Origin of the sequence: Streptomyces sp. NBC_00076 (genome assembly GCF_045041235.1) — a bacterium.
In the GTDB taxonomy this organism is placed as follows: Bacteria; Actinomycetota; Actinomycetes; order Streptomycetales; family Streptomycetaceae; genus Streptomyces.
The window spans coordinates 10,660,279-10,681,878 of record NZ_CP108242.1 but is presented as its reverse complement, the minus strand read 5'-3'; the positions used below and the strand labels follow the sequence as shown (position 1 = coordinate 10,681,878).

Sequence of the window (21,600 nt, the reverse complement as noted above, 5' to 3'; positions counted from 1 at the left end):
TGGTTCAGATTGCGTGAGACGAGGCGAGGGCCGACGTCTCACGCAATCTGAGACTTGAGCTCCGTGGGCAGGATGCCCCCGGGGCGCCCTGCGCAGCAGGCCGTCTGAAGGGGTGAAAACCGCGGCGTTCAGACTGCCGGCTTGCGAGCGGGTGAAGCTGCGGGTGCGGCCGATCGGGGTAAATCCGCGGCGGGCATTGGAGGTGCGGGGCCAGCTGTCCGGGTTGGTCGAGCCGGATCTAAATTGCTCGGCACGCCACTCAGGGGAGAACTAATGTTCCCCCCTATGGCAATCGCTTCCGATCTTCCCCCGCGTCTCGGCAGTCTGACCTTCCACGGACCGCTCTCCGAAGCCCGCGCCGGGCGCATCGTCGCGCGTCTCGCCGCCGTCTCGCCCTCCACCATCCTCGACATCGGCTGCGGCTGCGGCGAACTGCTACTCCGCGTTCTGGAATCCATCCCGGGATCGACAGGCGTGGGCCTCGACACCAACGCCGAGGATCTGGCCAGAGGCAGGGACCTTGCGAAGGGGCGCGGACTGGCCGGACGGGTCGAATTCAGCGAGGAGTCGGCCCTTGGCACGGCACGCGGGCCCGTGGACGCGGTGCTCTGCCTGGGGGCTGGTCAGGCGCTGTGCGACCCCGAGCAGCCGTACGATCCCAGCGTCGTACTGCACGAGCTGCGCCGCTTGGTCCGCCCTGGCGGACGTGTCGTCCTGGGCGAGGGCTTCTGGGATCGCGCCCCGACGGACGAGGAACTCGCGGCCATGTGGCCCGGAGCGCACGCAGGCGACCACCTGCGGCTCGGACCGCTCGTCGACCTCGCTGTCGAGGCGGGCTTCCGGCCAGCCTGGATCGAGTCGGCGAGCCGCGAGGAGTGGGAGGAATTCGAGTCCGGCTACCGCCACGACACAGAAGTCTGGCTCGCCATGAACCCGGACCATCCACTCGCCGCCGAGACCCGCGAACGAGTCGACCGCCAGCGGTCGTCCTGGGCTGACGGCTACCGCAACATCCTTGGCATCACGTACTTGACCCTCGTCCCGGTTACCAGAACCTGAACGCTGCCGAATCGGTGGGTGGAACGGGAGTATCAACTGAGCCCCGAGTTGTCAGCGTCGGGTGCCGTCGCTGCCTTGATGGTGTGCGCGATCATGCGGAGTTGGTGGATGAACCACGGCTTGGCGGTGGTGCGGAGGGACTCTCGTTGGGGAGCCGCCGGATGCATTCGACGTGGAAGGCCCGGAAGTCCTCTTCAGTGCCGGAGAGTGCCAGGCTGCGCCAGTGCGGAGCTGCGTAGAACACCATGGCTTTGACGATCTCGGGATAGATGGCCGCGTAGCGCTTGGGATCCCACGGACGGACGGACGGTGCGGGCCGCGCGGGGCTGGAGCCGGGCGAGCCGCTGTGTGAGGTCGCTGATCCGGTAGCCGTGCTGGAGGAGGGTGGTCCAGAAGCGGGAGGTCTGTCCGTAGCACGCGTTGATCACGTCGGGGCCGTAGCGGCGAAGGGGCCGGTAGTGGTGCTTCTGGGCGGCTACGATCTCCGGTAGATCGGCAAGGTCGAACTGGTTGGCGGGGGGCTTCGGCGGCCCGGCCAATCCAGAGGCGATGCGGGATGCAGACCTGGTCGGTGTTTCGACATCCCGACCATGACGCCTTGACCGGGGGCGCCGGTCCTGCGGGCGACACAGCGCCGGCACGCCCATCGGGGAGTTGCGGCAAAGGGGCCTGCGGGAAGTGCCACGCCTGTCGCTCCCAGCGGGGGATCGCGTACTGGATCGAGGCCCGGGGCTGTCCGCTGAGGACGCTGAGCCGGACGACCGGATCCAGACGGGAGTCCAGCCACATCCAGCACCGCGGCGGTGCCGTCCCGACGGCGCACGAAGTAGTCCGGCGTATGACTGACCCGCCGAGCCTGGTCACCAAGCCGCCGTGGGAGCCGGAACGGCTGTGACGCGAAGGCCACCACGTCCGGCTCGGAGTCCAGCCACATCAGATGACCGAGCTCCAACCACGACTCGAAGCCCACCAACTCGCCATTGGTAGCAGCCCAGTACCAGCCGGGAAAATTGCGCTGCCCCCGGTACGACGCGGGAACGTCCGCACCTGCCCGGCAGCCTTGAAACGCGTCGACCACATCGCCTCAAACAGCCCGCTGTGCAGCTCACCACGACCGTCGACGTACTCCAGCGAGAAATCCTCAACTTCCACCAGCCACCCCCACCCGGGCGCTGACCGCGTACGACGACCATAGGGAGCTGGGCACGGCAGCGGCCAGGAAAGAGCGAGACGGATCGGTAGATGGCCCACCGGGACGCAAGTGTCCCGTCGCAAAGGGGCTGGTCTCCGAGACCGGCTCTGACCTGGATCGACCAGACCAAGTGAGACGCGGAGGCATTGAAAATCTCAGGTGATCTGGTCCGGCGAGAGCGGATATCTGTGTCCGTCTCAGGTGATCTGGCTCGCCGGGGGCGTTTCCCCTTGGTTCCAGGGTTCGTGCTGAAGCCGGCATGTAACCCATGCGGCGACGTCCATGATGACCGCCGCGTCGACGTGCTGGGGTGCCATGTACCCGGCGGGCGTCGACGGTCCTGTCCCAGGAAAGAAGAGGTGGTCGTCGGCTTCGTGGATCTGGATGGTGACGTCCGGACGCCCGGTCAGCCCCTCGCGCCAGAGGGACAAGTCGTCCTCGACGGTGACCTGGTAGTCGCGGCCGCCCTGGAGGATCAGCACCGGCTTGTCCAGGCGGGCGGCGGTGGCAACCGGGTCATAGGAGCGCAGGTCCAGCCAGTACGAGGCAGGAAGACCAAAGGGCAGGTCTTCCCGGGGCGTACGGGGTGACAGGGCGGTCTCGACCGTCGCGGCCTGACGGGTGATCTCCGCAAGGACCGCCTCGGAGTGCGGGCCGGGATCGAGGGCGGCGAGGTGGCCCACGACCCGGACAGCCGCGCGGTGCATGGGCTCGGCGTCACCCGCCATGATCACGACGCCCGCGACGGACGGCTCAGCCTCGGCGACCCGTGGGGCGACCTTGCCACCCATGCTGTGCCCGGCGACGAAGACCAGGCCGGCATCGACGCGCGGCTCCTTTTGGAGCAGGCGCACGGCGGCAACGGCATAGGGAACGTACTCGCGTGTCATCGTGAAGTCGTCTGCGGCAGCCACCTCCGCCGCGTGCGTGAAGGTCACCTTGTCGTGGCGTAGCACCGCCATGCCGCGGCTGGCCAGACCCCAGGCGAGGTCCTTCAGGGGCTTGTTGGGTCCGCTGGTCGCGTCCCGGTCGAAGGGACCTCCGCCGCTGAGCAGCACGACACCGGGCCACGGGCCCTCGCCACGCGGAACGGTAACGGTTCCGGCCACTGCGAGGGCACCCGCTCCGACCGTGACGTCGTACTCCGCGAAAGTGTCCGGATCCGCGTAGGAGGGTGCCGCCCACGGTTCGCAGGCAGGGGGCGCGAGGCGCAGCCCGTTCAGCAGGCCGGCGTTGTCGACCGACATGACGGCGGTGAACTGTCCCCGCTCGCAGACCACAGGAACGCTGACACGAATCAGGTCCGGCGGCAGAGGCTCGCTCGACGGTTCGCCGAGGTCCGTCACCGGACCGGATCCCGCGGTCTCGGCGAGCCAGACCGCCTGGAGTGCCTCGGCGGTCAGCGCAGCACGCAAGGGCGGGGCGAACAGCGCAGTGATCTCCCTGAAACGGCCATCGCGTGCCCACTCGACCACCAACGCGGCGGTCTCCTCAGCAGTCTGCATCCCCTCACCTTTCTTAGACTTGAGAAAGGTAGCATGCGTGAGAAAGTGGAGTGATGGACACCTTGGAACTTCTGGCACATCCCGTCCGTCTCCGCGTGGTCCACGCACTGCGCGGCGGGCGGGCCCTGACCACCGGGCAGTTGTGCGCTCTGATCCCGGACGTGTCCAAGGCGACCGTCTACCGGCACGTCGACCTTCTCACCGCGGGCGGCGTCCTCGAAGTCGCCGACGAACGGCGAGTGCGGGGCGCCGTAGAACGCCGCTACCGGCTACGGCAGGAACACGCGGGCATCGACACGGAAACCGCGCGTGCACTCACTCCGGAGCACCACGAGCGGGCATTCGCTGCCGCCATGGCCGCCCTGGTCGCGGAGTTCGGCGCTTACCTGGAGCGCGAAGACAGCGATCCCGTGGACGACCTCGTCGGCTACCGGCAGCACGCGATCTGGCTGAGCAAGGACGAGCTCGTAGCACTGATCGGCGCGATGCAAGCCGCGATCGCGCCCCTCCTCGCCAACGAAGCCTCGCAGGAGCGCACCCGCTACCTCCTCAGCCCCATCCTGTTCCCCGCCGAACAGACCGACCAGCAAGACCCGTTGTAGCCGACACCACGCTCGCGGCGAACCAGATCATCGAGATGACGAGCGCCTCAGACCAGATCGCTTGAAACGAGGGCCAGGTCGACAGAGACGGGACATCTGTCGCAACAGGGTGCCGACGTGCCGGTCACAGTGTCCGGTGACACTGAACTTTGACGGCCGGTAGTTCCCTGCCACTGAAATTTGACCGCCCGGGGATCGGCCCGAGACGGGTCCGCTTGGGAGGTTCGTCAGGTTTCCGGGATAGCCGGGGCCGACGGGGCCAGGCGGGGGAAGTGGATGGCGAGGAAGTCGCGGATGATCTGCAGGGCCTGTTCCGGGGGGATTTCGACGTTCACGTCCTCGGGCAGTCCGGTGATCTGGATGCCGTGGTGGTCGGCGAATCCCCGGATGCCCTCGAAGGCGGCCTTGCCGAGGGTGGAGAGGCTCTTGCCGACGATGAGGGCGTCCTCGATGTACTGGGGCACAGGGAGGGGGTCTGCCGGGGGCCAGGTGTCCGGGTCGCGGGGGCTGTCCAGGGTGAAGGCGTGCGAGAAGGTGCGGGCGGCGGCGTCGCGTGCGGTGAGCGGCTCGCCCAGCGCCCACTGCTCGCGCAGGGTCGCGATGAGTGAGGTGTGGCGGTGCTCCTCGTTGAACACCTGGCCATCGGCCACCCAGGGGGAGACCAGGACGGCCGGGACCCGGTAGCCGGAGCGGTCGAACGCAAACCCCTGCTCGCCAAGGGGGGCGGACGGGGTCGGCATGGGTACCGGGCCCGGGGGGACGTGGTCGTAGGTGCCGCCGGGCTCGTCCCAGCCGATCAGCAGGGCGGTGTTCCAGAGGTTGGACCCGTCCGGTGAGCGCATCGCCTTGTAGGTGTTGTAGATCCGGGCCAGGTACGCCTCGCCGCCCAGGACCGACGACGGCGGGTCCACGCCGGGAAGGACGACGCCGTGCCCCAGGACCCGTGAGACCGCCGGGTGGTAGTCCCCGTGCCCAAGCACCAGGCACGGCTCGATGAACGAGAAATCCGGCAGCTGACCGGCGGCTGCATCCGCCTCGAACTGGGAGAACGGCAGGAAATGTGTCTCGAAGCGGTCCTTGAGCCGCGGGTAGTGGATCAGGCCGGTGATGGCGAAGCGTTCCGGCTCCGCGACGTACACCTTCCACGTCCGGCCGTGCTGCTCCAGCCGGTTGAAGATTGTTTCGGCGTCGTTGTGCAGCACCCAGTTCTTGACCGGCGAGTTCACCACGAACCCCGACGCGGTCGCCGCAGTCCAGAACGACCGGTTGGTGAACGTCTGTGAGGGCACTTCGGTTGTGCCTGGGCCGGGGCACGCTGGAGGCGTGGGTCAGGCCCCCGGTGAGGAAGGGGTCCCCAGGGGTGGAGGGGTGGGCCTAGGCCGTCTTTCGGGTGCTCTCGGCAGTGTGGTCGCGGAGGCAGAGCCGACCCCGTCGAGAAGAGGTCACACATGGCGAGTCGGAGCAGGGACCACGCGCTCGATCATGTGGTGGTGGTCGTGTTCGAGAACCGATCGCTGGACAACATGCTCGGCCGGCTGTACGGGCCGCAGGACGGCAAGGCGTTCGAGGGCGTGGTCGGCAAGGATTTGACGAACCCGATCCCGGAGTGGGCCGAGCACGGGGCCGACCGCGAGGTCGTGCCGTACACGGTGGCCACGGACATGGACAGCCCCAACCCCGACACCGGGGAGGAGTATTGGCATGCCAACACCCAGTTGTTCAACATCATCGACGAGCACAACCGCTTCAAGGTTGGCGAGGAGGTCACGGCCCCATACAACGCTCCCGAACCCGGCCGCATGCCCTCGATGGACGGGTTCGTCACCGACTACGTCAGCACTCTGACCGCCGAGCTCGGGCGCCAGCCCACCTACGAGGAGTACGCGCAGGTGATGACCGGGTTCACACCCGATCAGATCCCGGTCCTCAGCGGGCTGGCCCGCGCCTTCGGCGTGTTCGACCACTGGTTCAGCGAAGATGTCGATGCCCGCGCCCCCGGTCTCCGAGCCGGACCCGTCCGCGCTGACCTGCCCAGGTGACCGGGTCGGCCTGTGTGCCAGGTGCCAGCGCAAGACCCACAAGTACGGCAGCGGCGGCAGTCCCCTGTGTCAGTGGTACATGGCGCCAGTGCTGGAACAGTGGGGGACGGCCGTGCGCTACGTCAGCACCCGCACATAGCCCGCCCCCGGCCGGGTAAAAGGGAAGGTGCACCCCCCGTCGCCTGCCCGCCCCGGGGCACTGCCTTCCTCAGACCGGATCGGTACGGTCAGCGCGAACCTTCTGGGCGACATCGCGCAGCTTGATGTTGTGATCGACGAGGACGCGTGATGAGCCATCAGCCCATAGTTCCGGCCGCCCCGAAGCAGGCCATGTGGCCGCTGTACGCGGCCGGGTTCACCACCGCCTTCGGCGCACACGGTATCGCCGCCAACCTCGGCGGATTCTCCGAGGACGCGGTCACCTCACTGCTGGTCCTGGGCGGTCTGATCGCCTTCGCCGCCGCCTCCGCGCTGTACGCGGTCGCGGACAGTCCCGGCTGGCTGTGGGCGGCCCGACTGGGCCAGGGCGCCGCTGCCTCCGCCTTCTCGCCCTCGGCCTCCGCCATGGTCGCCCGCCTCAACCCGGCGGCCAAGCGGGGCCGCGCGTTCGGCAGTTACGGCTTCTACAAGTCCGTCGGCTACACCCTCGGCCCCCTCCTCGGCGGCGTTCTGGTCTGGGCGGGCGGCCTGCGCCTGCTGTTCACCGTGATGGCCATGTGCGCGGCAGCCGTCGCCGTGTGGGCCGCACTCGCCGTACCCGCCGTACCGCCGCTGCCCCGCAAGCGGCAGACCATCGCCGACCTCGCCCGCCGCCTGACCGACCGCTCCTTCCTCGCCCCGACCGCCGCTCTCGCCGCCGCCACCGCCGCGCTCTCCGTGGGCGTGGGCTTCCTTCCCGTCTCGGGAGCCGCGGCCGGACTCGGCACCGTGGCCACCGGCGCCGCCGTCTCCGTCCTCGCCGCCACCGCAGCCATCGTCCAGCCCCAGGCCGGCCGCGCCCTGGACGCCGGACGCCTGACCACCCGCACCGGACTGCTCACCGGACTGCTCACCACCGCCGCAGGACTCGCGGCCGCCATGCTGCCCGGCCTGGCCGGCGTCCTGCTGGGCGCCGCCCTCATCGGCACCGGCACTGGACTGATCACCCCGCTCGGCTTCGCCGCCCTCGCCGCCTCCACCCCCGAGGAGCGCATGGGCCAGACGATGGGATCAGCCGAGCTGGGCCGCGAACTCGGCGACGCCGGCGGCCCCCTGCTCGTCGCCGGTGCCGCCACCCTGTCGACCCTCACCGCCGGCTACGCGGCCCTCGCCGTCCTGTTGGCCGCAGGGCCGCTGGTCGCCCTGGCGGTCCGCTCCCCCACACCGCGCGCGGCGAAGTAGGCCCGAGTACCTGCCGGGCAACCCGCCCTCAGATGCCGGGCGGTACGGCGCATCCGCCGCAACTATGGACAGAGGGCCGCCCAGCAACTTCTTGGTCTGGAAGGTCAGCTGGGCAGAGCCGAACTGCAGCACCGATTCACACTCATGCTGAGGACGACCGCGCTGCCCACGCCGAGCCAGAGCGGCGGCATCTTGCTCCGGTTGCTGGTCTTGACCAGACATACGCGCCGGTCTCACGACGCAGGTACGCGTCGACGGCGACGGTGCAGCCGAGCTCCTGCGTGGCTCTATCAGTGAGTTCCGTTGTCGCATGCCTAGCCATGATGGGCAACCGCCAAGGCCTCACGTGTCTCGCGTCCGCCACCGGTGGAAGAAGGTCAGGCCCGGTCCGGCACCGAGATAAAGCGGGACCTCGGCGAGCCAGGTGCCGACGTCGATGCCCTGCCCGGGCTCCAGGACGCTGAATCCTTGCCGTGTGTAGTAGGGGCCCAGGGCGCGCGTGGTGTCGAACTCGCCGAACAGCAGCGTGTAGTCCAGCTGCCAGTAGACCTGCACACAGCGTGCAATCAACGCGGCCCCGATTCCGCGACCACGGGCATCCTCGGACACGGCAACCGCTTTGATCTTCGCGTACAACAACATCGACATCAGGATCTGCTGCTTGGAGACCGACAGCCGGGCGAGCCCGGAGACGACCGTGCCCGAGGGGACCCCCAGCAGCGCGCCGGCGACCTGTCCGTCGCTGTCCCGCGCGACCAGCGGCAGCGACAACTCGCCCGCCGCCCGCTGGAGTTCCCCGTCCGCTGCTACCCTCACAAGCAGGTCCCCGAGATCGGCGCCCCCGAGAGCATCCAGCAGCCACGTCCCACACTCTCCGCGCCCAAGGGCTTCAAGATGGCCGGCCTCCAGATCGTCAGCGGCCGCCTCCAGCAGCAGGGTCACCGTGGCAGCCTCCTCCGGCCTCGCGAACCCGATCCGCACACCGCCAGGCACCAGCACGCCGTCCAACATCGGGTCGGCGTCGCACGATGCAGCTTCAGCTGCATCGTGCGGGCCTGTCTGCGCCCACCGGCCGTCCTGAGTGAACTCGCTACTCGCTATGCCGGACCGTCTGCTTCACCTCAAGCTCCACGCCGGCCCGCATCGCGCCCTGCTCTTTCGCGTGCTCGGTGACTGCGGCCCGCACGTCTTGGGCGAGGTCGCGCCATGCCTGCCACGCGGTCTCGTACGCGGGCGGGTCGCCTTGGTCGCGTAGGGCCTGGACGGTCGCGTGCGCCTGGTCGGCGGCGCGTTGCTTCTCCACGAGTTCTTCGAAGGTGTGTGCCACGTAGGGACCCTAAGCTGTGCACGACTGAGGCCCTCGCCGCGACTTGCCCGGCAGGAGGATCGCTCGTCTACTTCTCGGCCAGGCCGTCGTCGCTCGCGAGCTCGAATCCACGGCGTTTACTCACGCCAATGTGCTCTTCCTCGAGAACGCCGTGTCCGGCCCCAGGGTGTGAAGTCAGCCAACATCACGCAGTGGCAGTACGCCTCCGGCTGCCTACCCCAACCCGCGCACCGCAGCCGGGTCCGTCGACCCGCTGCATCACGGCGCAGGACGCGGGCGAGCTGCCTGCGGCGCACCCGGGCCCCGCTCCCCCACCACATTGGCAGGAGAACGGGGCCGTCGACGACTGGGTCAATCGACCCCCGTGCTGGCCGGCTCGGCGAAGGATCGGGCCAGTTCACCCAGTCGGGCTGGGTCCCGCTCCAGGCCCTTGATGCTCAGGCAGCGAAGCAGGTCAAAGAAGGTGTCGTTGGTCTCGGTCTTCGCATCCTGGAGCATCGCCAGGGCTCCGGGCCCACCGCGTCTGACACCGCCCGCAGCCGTCACTCAACGTTTCCGCCGCACCGGCACGCCTGGGCGCGGGCTTGGCGGGCCTGCTACTTCAACGACGGCACGTGGGCCCCGGAAGAGATCACCCTGCCCGAGGACCTGCAGACCGTTCCCACCCCTGGCAGCCCCGAGCACGGGCACTGGCTGCACAAGTGGGACCAGTTCATCACCCGCAACCTCTGACCGCCCGCCGGTCATACGTCCGGGCCCGGACCTCCGGTGGGAGGTTGGGACCCGGCGGCATGTCTGCCGTTCGTCAGGAGGTGCCCTCGATCGTGACGGGGACTTCCAGCGGCACGATCCACTCGCTGCCCTGGGACCTGGCGGTGATGCTCAGACGTACCGGCTCGTTCGCGTAGTCGGCCTGCCAGGCGTCCGTGGTGGTCGCCGACCACAGCGGTGGAGAGGTAGGGGTCAGGCCGTAGCGAGTCCACTCGCCAACCGCCAATTGCTGCGCGGCGACCGTGCGGCCGGTGTCGTCGCGGCCGTCCGCACTGAACTTCCACGGTCCCCAGATGTGCGCTCAGGCCCGCCTCGGCCACGTGTACGTCCTCGATCGGCTTCATGCCTTGAGCGACGTTACGGCGCAGCAGAAGGTTCGTGCCGCGCCGTGGTCACCCGACCGTGTACCGCTCTCGGCCGGACCAGGGTGTATCGCCGGACCAGTCCCAGCGTCGACGGTCGCCGTGGCGCGGGTCGTACATCGCCCGACCGCCGGCGCCGAACTGCCCGAGCTCAGTCTGGAGGGAGGCTCCGGTGCCGTGTTCCACAGGCAGAGCCTGCTTCACTACCTCGCCAGTTTCGCCAGCCATGGATGTCCAGGATGTACGCGCGTCAGCCACCCGCTGAGAACATCGCGCCGCGCCTGGCTCAGCAACGGCAGAACCCCGTCGAAGTCCGCCTGATCCTTGGGTCGTGACGCCTTCGCTTTGAACAACAGCACCAGCTCCGGCACCAGATACGGGATGCCGTCTGCAGTCCACTCGATAATCGCGTCGTACGGCAGCCGCAGGCTCTCGTCCCGTCGACAGATCCACGTCCCACCCTCATGCGGCTCACGGAAGACATCGAACAGGAACTGACCGCTCACCGGATCCCGCAGCCAGGTCTGGTGCGTGGCCGCGAGCACCTCAGCTCCTGCCCTCGCCCAGGCCCGTCCCGAGCCCACCGCGTCAAACACGTACTGAGGGAAGCGGTCCCGAACCTCCGTGAACCCCGCCGCGGGCACCGCGATCTCCAGATCACCGTGGGGCCGCGACTGGTCTCCGCGGAACAGATCCAGCGCCCACCCTGCCACGACGCACCAGGGCGCACTGACACCAGCCAACCGCTCCGCAACCTGTTCCGGCCGCCAGGCATTCGCCCACCGAGCATCCAGTTCGTCCGCATCAAGGACGGCGCCGCCGGGCGGCACAGCATCGGTCATCGGACCAACGTACTGCCTCAACTGGGTAGTTCAGAGAAGAGCAGCAGCCCGTCCACTGGTGGCCCGCCGACCAGTTCGGCGTAGTCCCGGTCCCGGCCGCGGTCCAGTTGTGGTCGTCAGCTGCTGGCTTCCTCTTCTGGCTCTGGCGGCGCGTCTACAGGCTGTGTGTCGTCGGATTCGGCAGGAGGCATAGGCACAAGTTGGTCTGGTGCGGACGGCCGAGCAGGCCCGGGATGTGGCCCGTGGTTACTTGTCGGTGGCCGCGCCACAGGGTGGCGGCGCGGCGGAGGCGGTCCTGCTGGTGGTGTCTGAGCTGTTCGCCGACGCGGTGCAGCATGCCGGCCAGGCCCAGATGTTACCGGAGCGGAACATCTTGCTGCTGGTGACGCACTTCCGCCCCGTCCTCGGTGAGGTACGGGGCGGTGATCTTGGCAGGTGTCTACTTCCCGATGTTGATCTTCTCGTTGTCGAGGAGCGCCGTGTGCGTCGCCGCCGTGATGATCAGGACCATCAGCAATAGCCCAGCGAACGGGCTCCCCGCATCACCGTCGTTCGGGCTGATCACCATCGCGATCACGAAGATGGCGATCTCCCCGACCACGTAGGTGATGGCCAGCCACGGCTTCACGACGCTCTTCACGGCGGCGACGACGAACGGCACCGCTGCGCACAGGCCGAGGGTGACGACGGGGACGATCGTCCAGATGACCTTGGCGATGGTCGAGGTGTACATGCGGGGCCGGACAGGCGCCAACGGCTGGGTGAAGTAGGGGTTGGTGGCCAAGGCGGGGCTCCTCTGCGGCTGACGGGCTGTTAGGGCAGTGTGCTGGTGATGCGGCAGCCTGTCAGCGGTTTCGTCTGAGATCGCAGCCTTCGGGTGACACGTGGAGTTCACGCTGCGACCACCCCACCCTCGTCCAGATCCGTCCGCACAAGGTCCGTGAGACGAGCGAGGCGATCGTCGGCGCGGTCACCGGCTCTCTGTCCGTTCCCCGCACGCTGCTGCTCGGCAGGTACGACGACGAAGGCCGCCTTCAGCACGTCGGCCGCACCATCACCCTCGCCCAGCGGCAGGTGCTGCGGTCGGCGGCCTGCTCGCTCCGCGGCGGCAAGGTCATCCGTGGACAGGCTGGTCGTTCGCCTTACCGGCCAGGGCCAGGACATAGGACAGCCCTCGCTCCTCGAGACCGAGCCGGAACGGGGTACTGACGCCGTAGCCGGCATCGGCGACCACGACCCGAGCCCTCAACTGCCACTGGGCGAGTGTGTCCAGGAGGCCGAGCGCCAGACGCCACTTCTCCTGGTGCACCACGTCGTCGGGGACTCCTGCCCTGCGGCATCGCTCCGGCGCATCCGTCCACTCACGCGGCAGATACAACTGCCACTGCAACGGGCACGAAGCGGTGTCGGTGGCGGCATGGACACTGACCGCGACCTGGCAGTTCGCCCGCTTGCCGACCGCTCCGCAGTACTGACGGGCCACCCCGACCGACGCCCTGCCGCACTTGGGGAACGACACATCGTCGATCACCCACACCTCGGGCCCGACTACGTGGGACAGCCGCTCGGCGATCCGCCGCCGCACCGGGCACCGGATCCCACGGCGACTGGCTCACGAACTGCTGCAGGGCCTGCATGTTCCCGTCCGGCAGACGCTCGGCCATCGGCTGGATCGACTTGCGCCTGCCGTCCAGCATCAGACCCCGCAGATAACACTCGCCCCACTGCCGCTGATCCCGCCGCGGCAGCGACCCGAACACATCGGCAACGAACTCCGCTAACTCACCCCGGAGTCGTTCCATCTCCCCCAACCTCATACCAGGAAGATGCACACACCAGGCGAGATCACCCAACGTAACTAAGCACTACTAGAGCGTGTCTCTTTGATGGGTTGGTCAGTTGATCGGATGTGTCTGTCCGATTAGTGATCACTACGGTCCAGCCGATGTCGTCGACGGCATCCGCTGCGGCGAGGAGGGCGGCGAAGATCTTCTCCCACGTGCCGTCGACGGCCCACCTGATCAGCCGCTTGTGGGCCGTCTGGAACGAGCCGAGCTCCTCGGGGAGGTCCCGCCAGGGCGAGTTGGTGCGGTACTTCCACGCGATGGCCTCGAGCGTGCCGCGGTGATCGGCCCAGCGCCGTCCCCGGACCGGATCGGCCGACATGAGTGGCTCGATCCGGGGGTTTTCCCCATTTTTCAGGCGTGGGCGATGGTGTTCGGGGATCCTGTCGAGGTACCTCTGAAAACCACTGTCAGGAGACCCCCAGTGCGCCGCCCGACCCGGAAAGCCTTCGCCGCCCTCATCGCCGCAGCCGGCCTCGCCCTCTCCCTCCTCACCCCCACACCCGCCTCGGCTGCCACCACCACCAGCCGCTTCGCGAACTACCGCTACGGTGACTGCCTGCGCGAGACCTCCGAAACCGGCCTCAAGGGCGACCGCTGCACCACCGGACGCGGCAGCCTCCTGTGGCAGTGGAACGGCCGCCTCAACACCAGCACCACTCTTAAGAACAACTTCTGGGGCCGCTGCCTCGACAGCAATGACCGGGGCGACGTCTACCCCCTGCGCTGTAACGGCGGCTCATACCAGAAGTGGCGCACCGTCCAGCCCGCCGCCCGCAGCGCCATCATGCTCCAAAGCGTCGGCACGGGCCGCTGCCTCTACCAGCAGGACAACGGCTACTACCGCACTGCCCGCTGCGACCGAGGCGCCCAGAACCAGCGCTTCACCATCGGCTGAACGGATATCCCGACCGCTTGATGCCGCCGGGCGAGCAGCTCTTCTTTTACGCGAGGCCGGAAGGCGGTCCGTTGGCCGCGGTGGTGATGACCTTGAACGGGGTGTTCTTCCCGTCGCAGATCAGATGGTGTTTACTGCCCGCCTTTCCGCGGTCGACCGGTGACGGGCCGGTCGCCTCGCCCCCCTTTTTTTCGCGCGGATGTGGGATGCATCCACGCAGGCCCGGGTCCAGTCCAGGGCGTCGGCCGCGTGCAACTCGGCGAGCAGGATGCCCGGCAGCGTCTCGAAGACGCCGGCCTCATGCCACCGACCTCAGGTTCTGTCTCTTTGGTTAGCGTCGTGCCCAGATGAGGATGGCGCCGTCGCGGAGACCGGGCTGCGCGGTCTGAACACCTGGCCGACGCTGGAGTACCTCACCATCCAGAACGACATCGGCGACCTCGGTCCCAGGGACTGGACCAAGATCGCCAGACTCCCGTGTCTCAGCTCAATAAGCATCCCGGCGAAATACCTCACCGGGCTCCTCTCCGCTCCCCACTTGCCCACACTCGAGACTGTCTATGTGACGAACATTCGCGAGGACACTGATCTCACGCCGCTGTACGGCAACTGCCCACAGGTCCGCACGCTCACGCTGTTTTCGGAGGAGCACTCCACAGGGCTAGTAGCGGCCCCCTACCAGGCCCTTTCCCCCGAAGCCGAGGTCACGGTCCACCCCACCCGCCCTCTGCTCTTCTGAGACGATCCGGCACAGCGAAGGGCGCAGCGCTCGAAAGCGCGGGCCCCAGGATTCCGTCCCGCCCACCGCTGTGCGCGGTGACTCTCCGGCCGCCCGAGAGAGAGGGGCGGTGCACGACGATCGGCGCGCTGGTCACGCCCTTCCAGCATGGCCAGACCGCGGTAGCGGCCGATGCAGTCCAGCCGCAGTCCGACGGCCTCGCTGCAGCGGCGCCCGGTGGCGACGGTGGTCTCCCAAATGTCCGCAGGCTCCGGTCGTTGCGGTTGAGTTCCTCCTGATGCCTCACCCTGGCCGGCCGGCCTGCTTCTCTCCGATGGCGTGAGCAGGTGGGCGCGGCGCTCGCGCGGGAGGTCGGCGAGGGCGGCGCCGGGGATGCCCGCCGCGACGGCCTGGCGTCCGCGCCTTCGCTCAACTGGACGTGGGCGGCGACCCGGTAGAGCTTGCAGTTGGTCGGTAAGGAATTAGCGGTCGGCACTGACAGTTGGGTCCCCCGCAGCAAAAACGGCGTTGTCCGGTGGGCGGCCACGGCGCCGGACAACGCGGTGCGTTGATTGGTATCGAGGCGGCACTGTCGGTCAACGCACCCGCCTGCTCGACTGGTTGCGGCCTCCGGGGGCCTGTCCGACTGCGAGTGCGGTCGGGCGCCCCGGGCCGGCACGGCCCGAAGTGCCGTGGCCGAGGGGCCTTCACCGGATGAAAGGGCACACACGTGCGCATCAATAGTTCCACGGACACCACTCGCACAGCGGGCGCCCGGCGGACCGGACGCTCCGCGCGGCTGCTCGCCCTGCCCGCCGCCGCCTTCGCCGCCGTTTTGGCCTGCGCGGTCGCGCCGCCAGCCCAGGCTTCCGAGCCGGCGGCGCGGCTCGCGGGGTGTGGATGGAACAACCCCGGCACCGAGCACCCCTTCTACGAGCACTGCGACACCCGCACCAATGTGTGGATCCAGGTCATCCGCCAGTGGCCCAGCAGCGATTACCACCGCTGTGTGGGCCCCGGCAAGACGGTGCTGGACTCGAACGCCACCGGCGCCTGGTACGACAGCGGCTACCGCGGCGGCCTGTGCACGCACCCCGGTGACACCGGGCCGTGAGCTGAGGCCTTCGTCCGGACCGGCTCGTGCATAGTCCGGGGCAGGTCTTCCGCTTCGCGCCTGCGGCCGTTCAGCGCGTTCGGATCCCGGCCGGGCAAGGCGGCTGGTAGGCGAGACCGGGCAGGAAGCGGTGCCAGTCGGCGGCCGTGAGGTCAGCCGGGTCTGTGGTCCGGCACACTCGGCGGGCCACGCGGTCCGGGTCAGTGTCCCACAGCAGCGCCGTCCAGTCCTCGCTTCCTGTGGCCAGGGTCCGCCCGTCCGGGCTCACGGCGAGGGCGTCGACAGACTTGCTGTGTCCGCGCAGCTCGGCCCACTCGACGGGGCGTCGCCGGTCGCGCACGTCCCACTGCCGCACCGCGTCGTCGGAGGCCGTGTAGAGCGAGCGGCCGTCGGGGGCGAAGGCGACCGCCTTGACCGCGCCCGGGTAGTCGCCGCGGGTGGCCAGCAGCCGGGGACGGGCACCGGGCCGGGCGGTGTCCCACAGGCACAACTGGCGGTCGTCTCCTCCGGAGGCCAGGGTACGGCCGTCGGGGCTGAAGGCGAGCGTCTTCACCGCGTCGCGGTGGCAGAGCAGTGCGGCCAGCGGGTGGAGCTGGGCCGGGCGGCTGACGTCCCACAGGCGTACCGTCCGGTCCCGGCCGCTGGTGGCGAGGGTGCGGCCGTCCGGGCTGAAGGCGACCGCCTCCAGTTCGTCCCGGTGGGCGGTCCGCACCGCGATCTGCCGGGGGTGTTCGGGGGTGCGGGTGTCCCAGATCCGCACGGTGCGGTCACCGCCTCCGGTGGCCAGGAAGCGTCCGTCCGGCGCGAACGCAACGCTGTTGACCGCGTCCGAGCCCGCGACGACGCGCGCCAGCTGCTGCGGGGGACGCGAGCCGCCAATGCCCCACAGCCGCAGGGTCCGGTCCAGGCTGCCGGAGGCCAGCAGTCGGCGGTGGGGCGCGAAAGCGACCGTGTTCACCGCGGCGTCATGACCGCTGAGGACGGCCTCGGGACGTTCGTGCCGGCTGGCGACGCCCCAGAGGCGGACGGTGTGGTCGAAGCTGCCGGTGGCCAGGGTGCGACCGTCAGGGCTGAACGTAACGGCGTACACGGAACTGGAGTGCCCGGTCAGTGCCGGCCCCGGCAGGTCCCACAGGCGGGTGGTGCGGTCGTTGGCGCCGGTGGCCAGTGTGTGACCGTCCCGGCTGAAGGCGATCGAGGTGACGTAGCCGGTGTGACCGCTCAACGGGCGCTGCACGGGGCCGTCCTGGCCGGCGGAGGCGCCGAGGTTCCAGAGCCTGACCGTGGGATCGACGCCGGCACCGGCCAGGATGCGGCCGTCGGGGCTGAAGGACAGGGTCAGGATCCGGTCCGTGGGGCCGGAGAGTTCCGCCGTGGTCTGTGGCTGGGAGCCGGACAGGTCCCGCACTCGCACCGTTCGGTCGGCTTCCGCCGTGGCCAGGCGGTCGCCGTGCGGGGAGAAGGCGAGGCTGTCGGCGGCTGGCAGGTGCCGCACTGGGCGATCGGGATGCGTCCAGGCCTGGTTAAGGTGCCATACGGCGGTGCCACCCGGGCCGGTGACGGCCACGGAGCGGCCGTCGGCACCGACGGCCATGGCCTGGAGATAGCCGGGGTGGTCGCCGAGGGTGGCACGGGGTGGGGTGCGGTCCGTGCCCGTGGCCGGGAACAGAGAGACGGCACCCCCGGGGCCGGCCACGGCGACGTGGCGGCCGTCAGGGCTGAACGCCACCACGGCGGGACCGTCGAGACGCGACGGGCTGCGCGGTGTCAGCACGGCACGCCGGGTGAGGTGTCCCCCCGACCTAACCTGCCATAGTGTCGCTTCGCCCCGGGCATCCGCCGAGGCCAGCAGGGTGCCGTCCGGGCTGAACGCGAGCGACCGGAGGGCCGTTCGGCCTCGCACGACGGTCGCGGTGCGCGGGTGCGGACCGGAGGTGTTCAAGATCCGCAGCGCGCCGCCCGCGTCGCCCGTCGCCAGCATGCCCGCTTGCGACAGTCGGGGGGCGAATGCGACTGCCTCGACCCGTTCGTCTCCCTTCACCTGCCGCGCGTAGGGGGTGGCGTACATACTCAGGAGCGCTCCGCGCGCGGCAGCGGTGGGCCGCGTCCGGTACCCGGCCAGCGCCAGCTGGAGTGCCTGGGCCGGTTCCGTGCGGCGCAACGCCCCGGCCTGCTGCGCCATCTGCTGGGACCGGGCTTGGTCGCGCTGGTGCGTGGCCTCCTGCCGGGAGACGACGGCGATTCCGGCGGCGACCAGGGCTCCGGCCAGCAAGGCGGTCACGAGCGCGAGCAGGCCGCGCAGGCGTCGCCGCTCGCGTAGGGCCGCGGTCCGCGCCCGGCCTCGGGCGCGCAGGCTCGCTGTGAGGAAGTCCCTCTCGTCGCCGCTGAGGGCCTGGGCGTCCCGCGCCACCGCCCAGGCGTGCGCCCGGTCCAGCCGGACACCGCGGTACAGGGCACCGGCGTCTCGGCCGACGGCGGCCCACTGCCGGGCGGCCTGGGTCAGCTCCCGGTGCACGCGCAGTCCCTCGCGGTCCTCGGCCAGCCAGTCGCGTAGCCGGGGCCAGCGGCGGATCAGTGTCTCGTGCGCGATCTCCACAGTGTCGTGGTCCAAGACCAGCAACCGAGCCCGGACGAAGTGTTCGAGGACCGGCGTCGGGTCGCCTCCACACAGTCTCAGCTCGGCGCGTTCGACCCGCCGCTTGACGTCCTCGGCGCCCTCGCCGGTGGCAGTGAGGCGCAGCAACATGTCGCGGGCGATGCTCTGCTGTGCCGGGTTGAGCGCGCGGTACGCCTGCTCGGCGGTGCGGGCGAGGGCCTCGTCGATACCGCCGGTCGCCTCGAAGGCGGCCAGCGTCAAGGCGTTGCCCCGGCGCCGCCGCCATGTCTCGCGCAGCGCGTGGGAAAGCAGAGGAAGCACCGCCGGCTGCCCCTGAGTCCGGGCCACCAGTTCAGCCAGGAGGGCCGACTCCACCATCAGGTTGGCCCGGGCGGCGGGCCCGCAGATGACCTGCCGCAGTTCCTCCGTGGTCAGGGAGCCCACCAGCACCTGGTCCTCGCGCATCACCTCGGCCAGTCCGGGGTGGTCGGTGCAGTGGGCGTAGAAGTCGGCGCGCAAGCTCACCACGATCCGGCACCGGCTGCCGGGCAGGTGTGCCGCCGCCAGCAAAGCCGCTATGAACCGCGCGGTCTCCCCCGGCTCTTCGCACAGCGTGTACACCTCCTCGAACTGGTCCACCACCAAGAGGAGTTCCACCGAGCCGGGCAAGCCTGCCAGCAGCCGCCGGGCGGCGCGGCCCACCGGATCGCTTCCGGCGTGGGCGTCGGCCGGGAGGTCTTCCCCCGGCGCGTGAAGTGCCTGGAGGCAGGCGCTCAGCGGACGGGGTCCCGGTGTCAGCGTCACCACGAGCCCGTCGGGGTGCTCAGCCCGCCAGGCCGGAACGAGCCCGGCGTGTAGCAAGGACGACTTACCCGCACCGGACGCGCCCACCACGGCGGTGAACCGGCGCCGGCCCACCTGCTCTGACAGCTTCTCGAGCTGCCGCTGGCGGCCGAAGAACCACGGCGCGTCCTCGGCGCGAAAGGCGACCAGCCCGGCGTACGGCGCCTGCTCTTTGTCCCCCGGCTCCGCTTCGTCGGCGGGGGACTCTCCGGACAGTTCGGCCGCCGTGGCACGCCAACGCTCTTCCCACGGCCCGAGTTCGCCACCGCAGGCGCGGACGAAGGCCAGCAGCACCGGCAGGCTGGGCAGGTGACGGCCGGCCGCGGCGGCCGACAGCGTCGAGGAGGAGAAGCCGGTCAGTCGCGCCAACTCCCGGTACGTCGGTCGGCCCGCTTCGCTACGTAACTCCCGCAGCGCCCCCGCCAGAGCCACCACCGGACCGCGGTCGTCGTCCAGCGGTCGTTCCCTACGCGGCATCCCGATGCTCCCCTCAGCCTCCGGCCGTTCACCGCCAGCATCGCAGCGTCGCAGGTGCCGGCACCGGTTTGAACAAGGCCGTGTATCGAAAGTGGATCTTGGGCAGTGAATGATCTCGGTACATGGGGCGGGGAGGGGTGCGGCTTGAGAGGGGATCGGATGCCTACGGGAGTGGCTGTCGTGTGCGACACCGACGACTGCTTCGCCGTTTACCTGGCGGTGGAGACCGGCGACGACGAAGACGCGCGCTCCGCCTCCGAGGTCTCGCTGCTGGCGCGCGACGCCGCGCAAGGCGCGGGGGTGGGTGGTCAGCGGGGGCAGGTGGCGTAGACGACCCGGAGGTCGGCCACGCCGGCAGCCGTCAGGTCAGGGGCACAGGCCGCGGTCGGAGTTGTAGTTGATGTCGATCGAACCGCTCCAGGTCATGCACAGGCCGGGCTGGGGCAGGTCCTTGTACACCGGGCCGGCGAAGATCGTGTAAGAGCCGGCATCCCTCTCAGGGGTGCTGCTGGTCGGCCAGGTGTCCAGAGTGACCTCCATGAACACGCGGGCACCGGGCTTGCTGCGCACTGTGACGGCGCACCACTGCTTGTCCGCGGAACTGTAGGCCACGTACGTGGTGGCGGCCACGGTGGTCTGCGAGGACTTGATCGGAGTCGAGGTGAAGACCTCGTACCCCGTGCCGCACGCCCCGTTGTAGCGCCGGCCGTGGCGGCCGAGGCCGGCGTGGTCGCGGCGAGCGTGCCGCCCATGGCCAGGATGGCAAGGGCGCCAGCGGTGGCTGCCTTGTGGCGGATCGACTTCACGGTGTTCCCCCTGTTGGTGTCATGGCGGGACGGCCGGTCGTTGCCGTCCACGCAGAGTGAGACCGGACAGGCCCACTGACAGTTGTGGGCCTTGTTGTCGCGGTCCTGTCACCGGTGTCACAAGGGCCGTTACGACCACCCAAACCCAGGGCACTGACGGCACTTGGACCACACCGCAACCGCGGCAAGCCCCTACGGCTGCGGCTGCGGCTGCGGCTGCGACTCACCCGCCTGGACAGCCGAGGACGCCAAGGGCATCTCCGGTGTCCGGGTGCTGTCCGGCGGGCACCAGCTACTCACCCCGAGTACGCCGCAAGACGGCACGCTCACGGCCGACTGGGTCAGCCACCCGCGCGGCGGCGGAGCCGACGCGCAACAGGGCGAGCGCGCCCCGGTCCCCGGCCGCGTCTGCGCCGTCCAGCCCGCCCTCCCTCATCCTCAACTCAGCCAGGGCATGGGCGAAAGGGGTCGCGAAGGGGATGTCAGACCCCGCACGCCTACTCAGCAGTTGGGCAGCGGGTTCGTCTCGCTGGAGATCGCTGTGTCCTTCATCCAGCCCCACTGCCCGTTGTCCGCCTTCGTGAACTCCCAACGCCTCGGGTGCGGTCCGCCCACCCATGCCTGATCGTCCATCTTGCAGTCGAACCAACTGGGGTTGGAGTACATGTAGCCGACGATCACGTCGGGGTCAGGGTACTGCGTGCTCGCTCCCATCGTGCCGTAGACGGGCGCCCCCGACACGTTGTTGCACCACCAGCGCCCACCGCTCTGCCAGCACCCGCTGGCCGCCCCGGCGGACGGCGTGCCGGTTCCCACCACGGCGACGGCGATTGCGGCAGTGGTCAGCACCGCACCCACCCTGCTCGTCTTGCGCATGTGAATCCCCCGTAGGTCCTTTGCGTGGTGCTCCCCCTCACGGGGGCACCGTGACACCCCCCATCACAACACGAGCGGATGCTGACGGCCATGGGCTGTCCCGTACACCACGAAACAGCTACAAACTACGCGCCGGATTCCGCAACGACGTGGCTCGCCTCCGTCAGCTCGTCACGCCCGTACGTTGGGTTGGCCTGCATGGACTTCCCGGCGTTGCCGTGCCGCCGCCAGCCAGCTGACCCGAAGGCAGGTCGTCACAGGTAGGACAGCATCGGAGCTCTTGGTGGAAGAGATCCGGCGTGACGTGGACACTGCCGGAGCCGATACTGACCGTTCCCGTGTCCGTGCC

At 69.5% G+C, this 21,600-nt stretch carries 20 protein-coding genes and 3 pseudogenes; 8 read left to right on the top strand and 15 right to left on the bottom strand.

Going from position 1 to position 21,600, the window contains the following annotated elements:
• Positions 1-285 precede the first annotated feature (285 nt).
• Positions 286-1,059 carry a class I SAM-dependent methyltransferase gene (locus OHA64_RS47805; RefSeq protein WP_405623634.1) on the top strand — a complete coding sequence of 258 codons (774 nt, stop codon included), beginning with the start codon at positions 286-288 and terminating at the stop codon, positions 1,057-1,059.
• A 475-nt stretch (positions 1,060-1,534) separates the two neighbouring features.
• Here OHA64_RS47805 and OHA64_RS47800 read toward each other — a convergent pair whose 3' ends face one another.
• Together OHA64_RS47800 and OHA64_RS47795 are read right to left on the bottom strand one after the other, a co-directional pair.
• A complete protein-coding gene (locus OHA64_RS47800; protein WP_405624418.1) occupies positions 1,535-2,029 on the bottom strand; it encodes a hypothetical protein in 495 nt (164 codons plus the stop codon).
• 419 nt (positions 2,030-2,448) lie between these two features.
• On the bottom strand, positions 2,449-3,756 hold the full coding sequence (locus OHA64_RS47795; protein ID WP_405623632.1) for a hypothetical protein: 1,308 nt from the start codon (positions 3,754-3,756) through the stop codon (positions 2,449-2,451).
• Between the two features lie 53 nt (positions 3,757-3,809).
• On the opposite strand from OHA64_RS47795, the gene OHA64_RS47790 reads away from it, so the two are divergent.
• The gene (locus tag OHA64_RS47790) at positions 3,810-4,358 is read left to right on the top strand and encodes a helix-turn-helix domain-containing protein (protein ID WP_405623631.1); all 549 of its coding nucleotides are present in this window, start codon (positions 3,810-3,812) and stop codon (positions 4,356-4,358) included.
• A gap of 227 nt (positions 4,359-4,585) precedes the next feature.
• Here the strand turns inward: OHA64_RS47790 and OHA64_RS47785 are convergent, their stop codons facing one another.
• The gene (locus tag OHA64_RS47785) at positions 4,586-5,647 is read right to left on the bottom strand and encodes an alkaline phosphatase family protein (protein WP_405623630.1); all 1,062 of its coding nucleotides are present in this window, start codon (positions 5,645-5,647) and stop codon (positions 4,586-4,588) included.
• 159 nt (positions 5,648-5,806) lie between these two features.
• Here OHA64_RS47785 and OHA64_RS47780 point away from each other — a divergent pair, with 159 nt between their 5' ends.
• Together OHA64_RS47780 and OHA64_RS47775 are read left to right on the top strand one after the other, a co-directional pair.
• Positions 5,807-6,397 carry an alkaline phosphatase family protein gene (locus OHA64_RS47780; protein WP_405623629.1) on the top strand — a complete coding sequence of 197 codons (591 nt, stop codon included), beginning with the start codon at positions 5,807-5,809 and terminating at the stop codon, positions 6,395-6,397.
• Between the two features lie 288 nt (positions 6,398-6,685).
• The gene (locus OHA64_RS47775) at positions 6,686-7,777 is read left to right on the top strand and encodes an MFS transporter (protein ID WP_405623628.1); all 1,092 of its coding nucleotides are present in this window, start codon (positions 6,686-6,688) and stop codon (positions 7,775-7,777) included.
• Between the two features lie 342 nt (positions 7,778-8,119).
• Here the strand turns inward: OHA64_RS47775 and OHA64_RS47770 are convergent, their stop codons facing one another.
• From OHA64_RS47770 to OHA64_RS47735, 8 genes and pseudogenes are all read right to left on the bottom strand, one after another.
• Entirely contained in the window at positions 8,120-8,719 is a 600-nt protein-coding gene (locus OHA64_RS47770; protein ID WP_405623627.1) for a GNAT family N-acetyltransferase, read from the bottom strand.
• 148 nt (positions 8,720-8,867) lie between these two features.
• Positions 8,868-9,104, bottom strand: a complete 237-nt coding sequence (locus OHA64_RS47765) for a hypothetical protein (RefSeq protein WP_405623626.1) — start codon at positions 9,102-9,104, stop codon at positions 8,868-8,870.
• A gap of 351 nt (positions 9,105-9,455) precedes the next feature.
• On the bottom strand, positions 9,456-9,602 hold the full coding sequence (locus OHA64_RS47760; protein ID WP_405623624.1) for a hypothetical protein: 147 nt from the start codon (positions 9,600-9,602) through the stop codon (positions 9,456-9,458).
• Positions 9,603-9,909: 307 nt separating this feature from the next.
• Positions 9,910-10,101 carry a hypothetical protein gene (locus OHA64_RS47755; protein WP_405623623.1) on the bottom strand — a complete coding sequence of 64 codons (192 nt, stop codon included), beginning with the start codon at positions 10,099-10,101 and terminating at the stop codon, positions 9,910-9,912.
• 339 nt (positions 10,102-10,440) lie between these two features.
• The gene (locus tag OHA64_RS47750) at positions 10,441-11,079 is read right to left on the bottom strand and encodes a nucleotidyltransferase domain-containing protein (RefSeq protein ID WP_405623622.1); all 639 of its coding nucleotides are present in this window, start codon (positions 11,077-11,079) and stop codon (positions 10,441-10,443) included.
• A 439-nt stretch (positions 11,080-11,518) separates the two neighbouring features.
• Positions 11,519-11,863: a hypothetical protein gene (locus OHA64_RS47745; RefSeq protein ID WP_405623620.1), complete on the bottom strand. Its 345-nt coding sequence runs from the start codon at positions 11,861-11,863 to the stop codon at positions 11,519-11,521.
• Positions 11,864-12,205: 342 nt separating this feature from the next.
• Positions 12,206-12,896: pseudogene (locus OHA64_RS47740) on the bottom strand (IS701 family transposase); the annotation flags it as partial.
• Positions 12,897-12,948: 52 nt separating this feature from the next.
• Positions 12,949-13,281: pseudogene (locus OHA64_RS47735) on the bottom strand (transposase); the annotation flags it as partial.
• A gap of 66 nt (positions 13,282-13,347) precedes the next feature.
• On the opposite strand from OHA64_RS47735, the gene OHA64_RS47730 reads away from it, so the two are divergent.
• Complete coding sequence (locus OHA64_RS47730) at positions 13,348-13,821, top strand: RICIN domain-containing protein (RefSeq protein ID WP_405623619.1); 474 nt, start codon at positions 13,348-13,350, stop codon at positions 13,819-13,821.
• A 70-nt stretch (positions 13,822-13,891) separates the two neighbouring features.
• On the opposite strand, the pseudogene OHA64_RS47725 reads toward OHA64_RS47730, so the two are convergent.
• Positions 13,892-14,127, bottom strand: a pseudogene (locus tag OHA64_RS47725) (IS5/IS1182 family transposase); the annotation flags it as partial.
• Between OHA64_RS47725 and OHA64_RS47720 the strand changes: the two are divergent.
• Positions 14,090-14,560 carry a hypothetical protein gene (locus tag OHA64_RS47720; RefSeq protein ID WP_405624459.1) on the top strand — a complete coding sequence of 157 codons (471 nt, stop codon included), beginning with the start codon at positions 14,090-14,092 and terminating at the stop codon, positions 14,558-14,560. The pseudogene OHA64_RS47725 and the gene OHA64_RS47720 overlap by 38 nt on opposite strands.
• A 709-nt stretch (positions 14,561-15,269) precedes the next feature.
• On the top strand, positions 15,270-15,653 hold the full coding sequence (locus OHA64_RS47715) for a DUF6355 family natural product biosynthesis protein (protein ID WP_405623617.1): 384 nt from the start codon (positions 15,270-15,272) through the stop codon (positions 15,651-15,653).
• A 70-nt stretch (positions 15,654-15,723) separates the two neighbouring features.
• Here the strand turns inward: OHA64_RS47715 and OHA64_RS47710 are convergent, their stop codons facing one another.
• Complete coding sequence (locus OHA64_RS47710) at positions 15,724-19,569, bottom strand: XRE family transcriptional regulator (RefSeq protein ID WP_405623616.1); 3,846 nt, start codon at positions 19,567-19,569, stop codon at positions 15,724-15,726.
• 159 nt (positions 19,570-19,728) lie between these two features.
• Here OHA64_RS47710 and OHA64_RS47705 point away from each other — a divergent pair, with 159 nt between their 5' ends.
• Positions 19,729-19,899, top strand: coding sequence for a hypothetical protein (locus tag OHA64_RS47705; RefSeq protein WP_405623615.1), 171 nt, complete (start codon positions 19,729-19,731; stop codon positions 19,897-19,899).
• A 36-nt stretch (positions 19,900-19,935) separates the two neighbouring features.
• Here OHA64_RS47705 and OHA64_RS47700 read toward each other — a convergent pair whose 3' ends face one another.
• Both OHA64_RS47700 and OHA64_RS47695 read right to left on the bottom strand, forming a co-directional pair.
• Positions 19,936-20,199 (bottom strand): hypothetical protein, encoded by a 264-nt coding sequence (locus OHA64_RS47700; protein ID WP_405623613.1) that lies wholly within the window; start codon positions 20,197-20,199, stop codon positions 19,936-19,938.
• 677 nt (positions 20,200-20,876) lie between these two features.
• Entirely contained in the window at positions 20,877-21,251 is a 375-nt protein-coding gene (locus OHA64_RS47695) for a hypothetical protein (RefSeq protein ID WP_405623611.1), read from the bottom strand.
• Positions 21,252-21,600 lie beyond the last annotated feature (349 nt).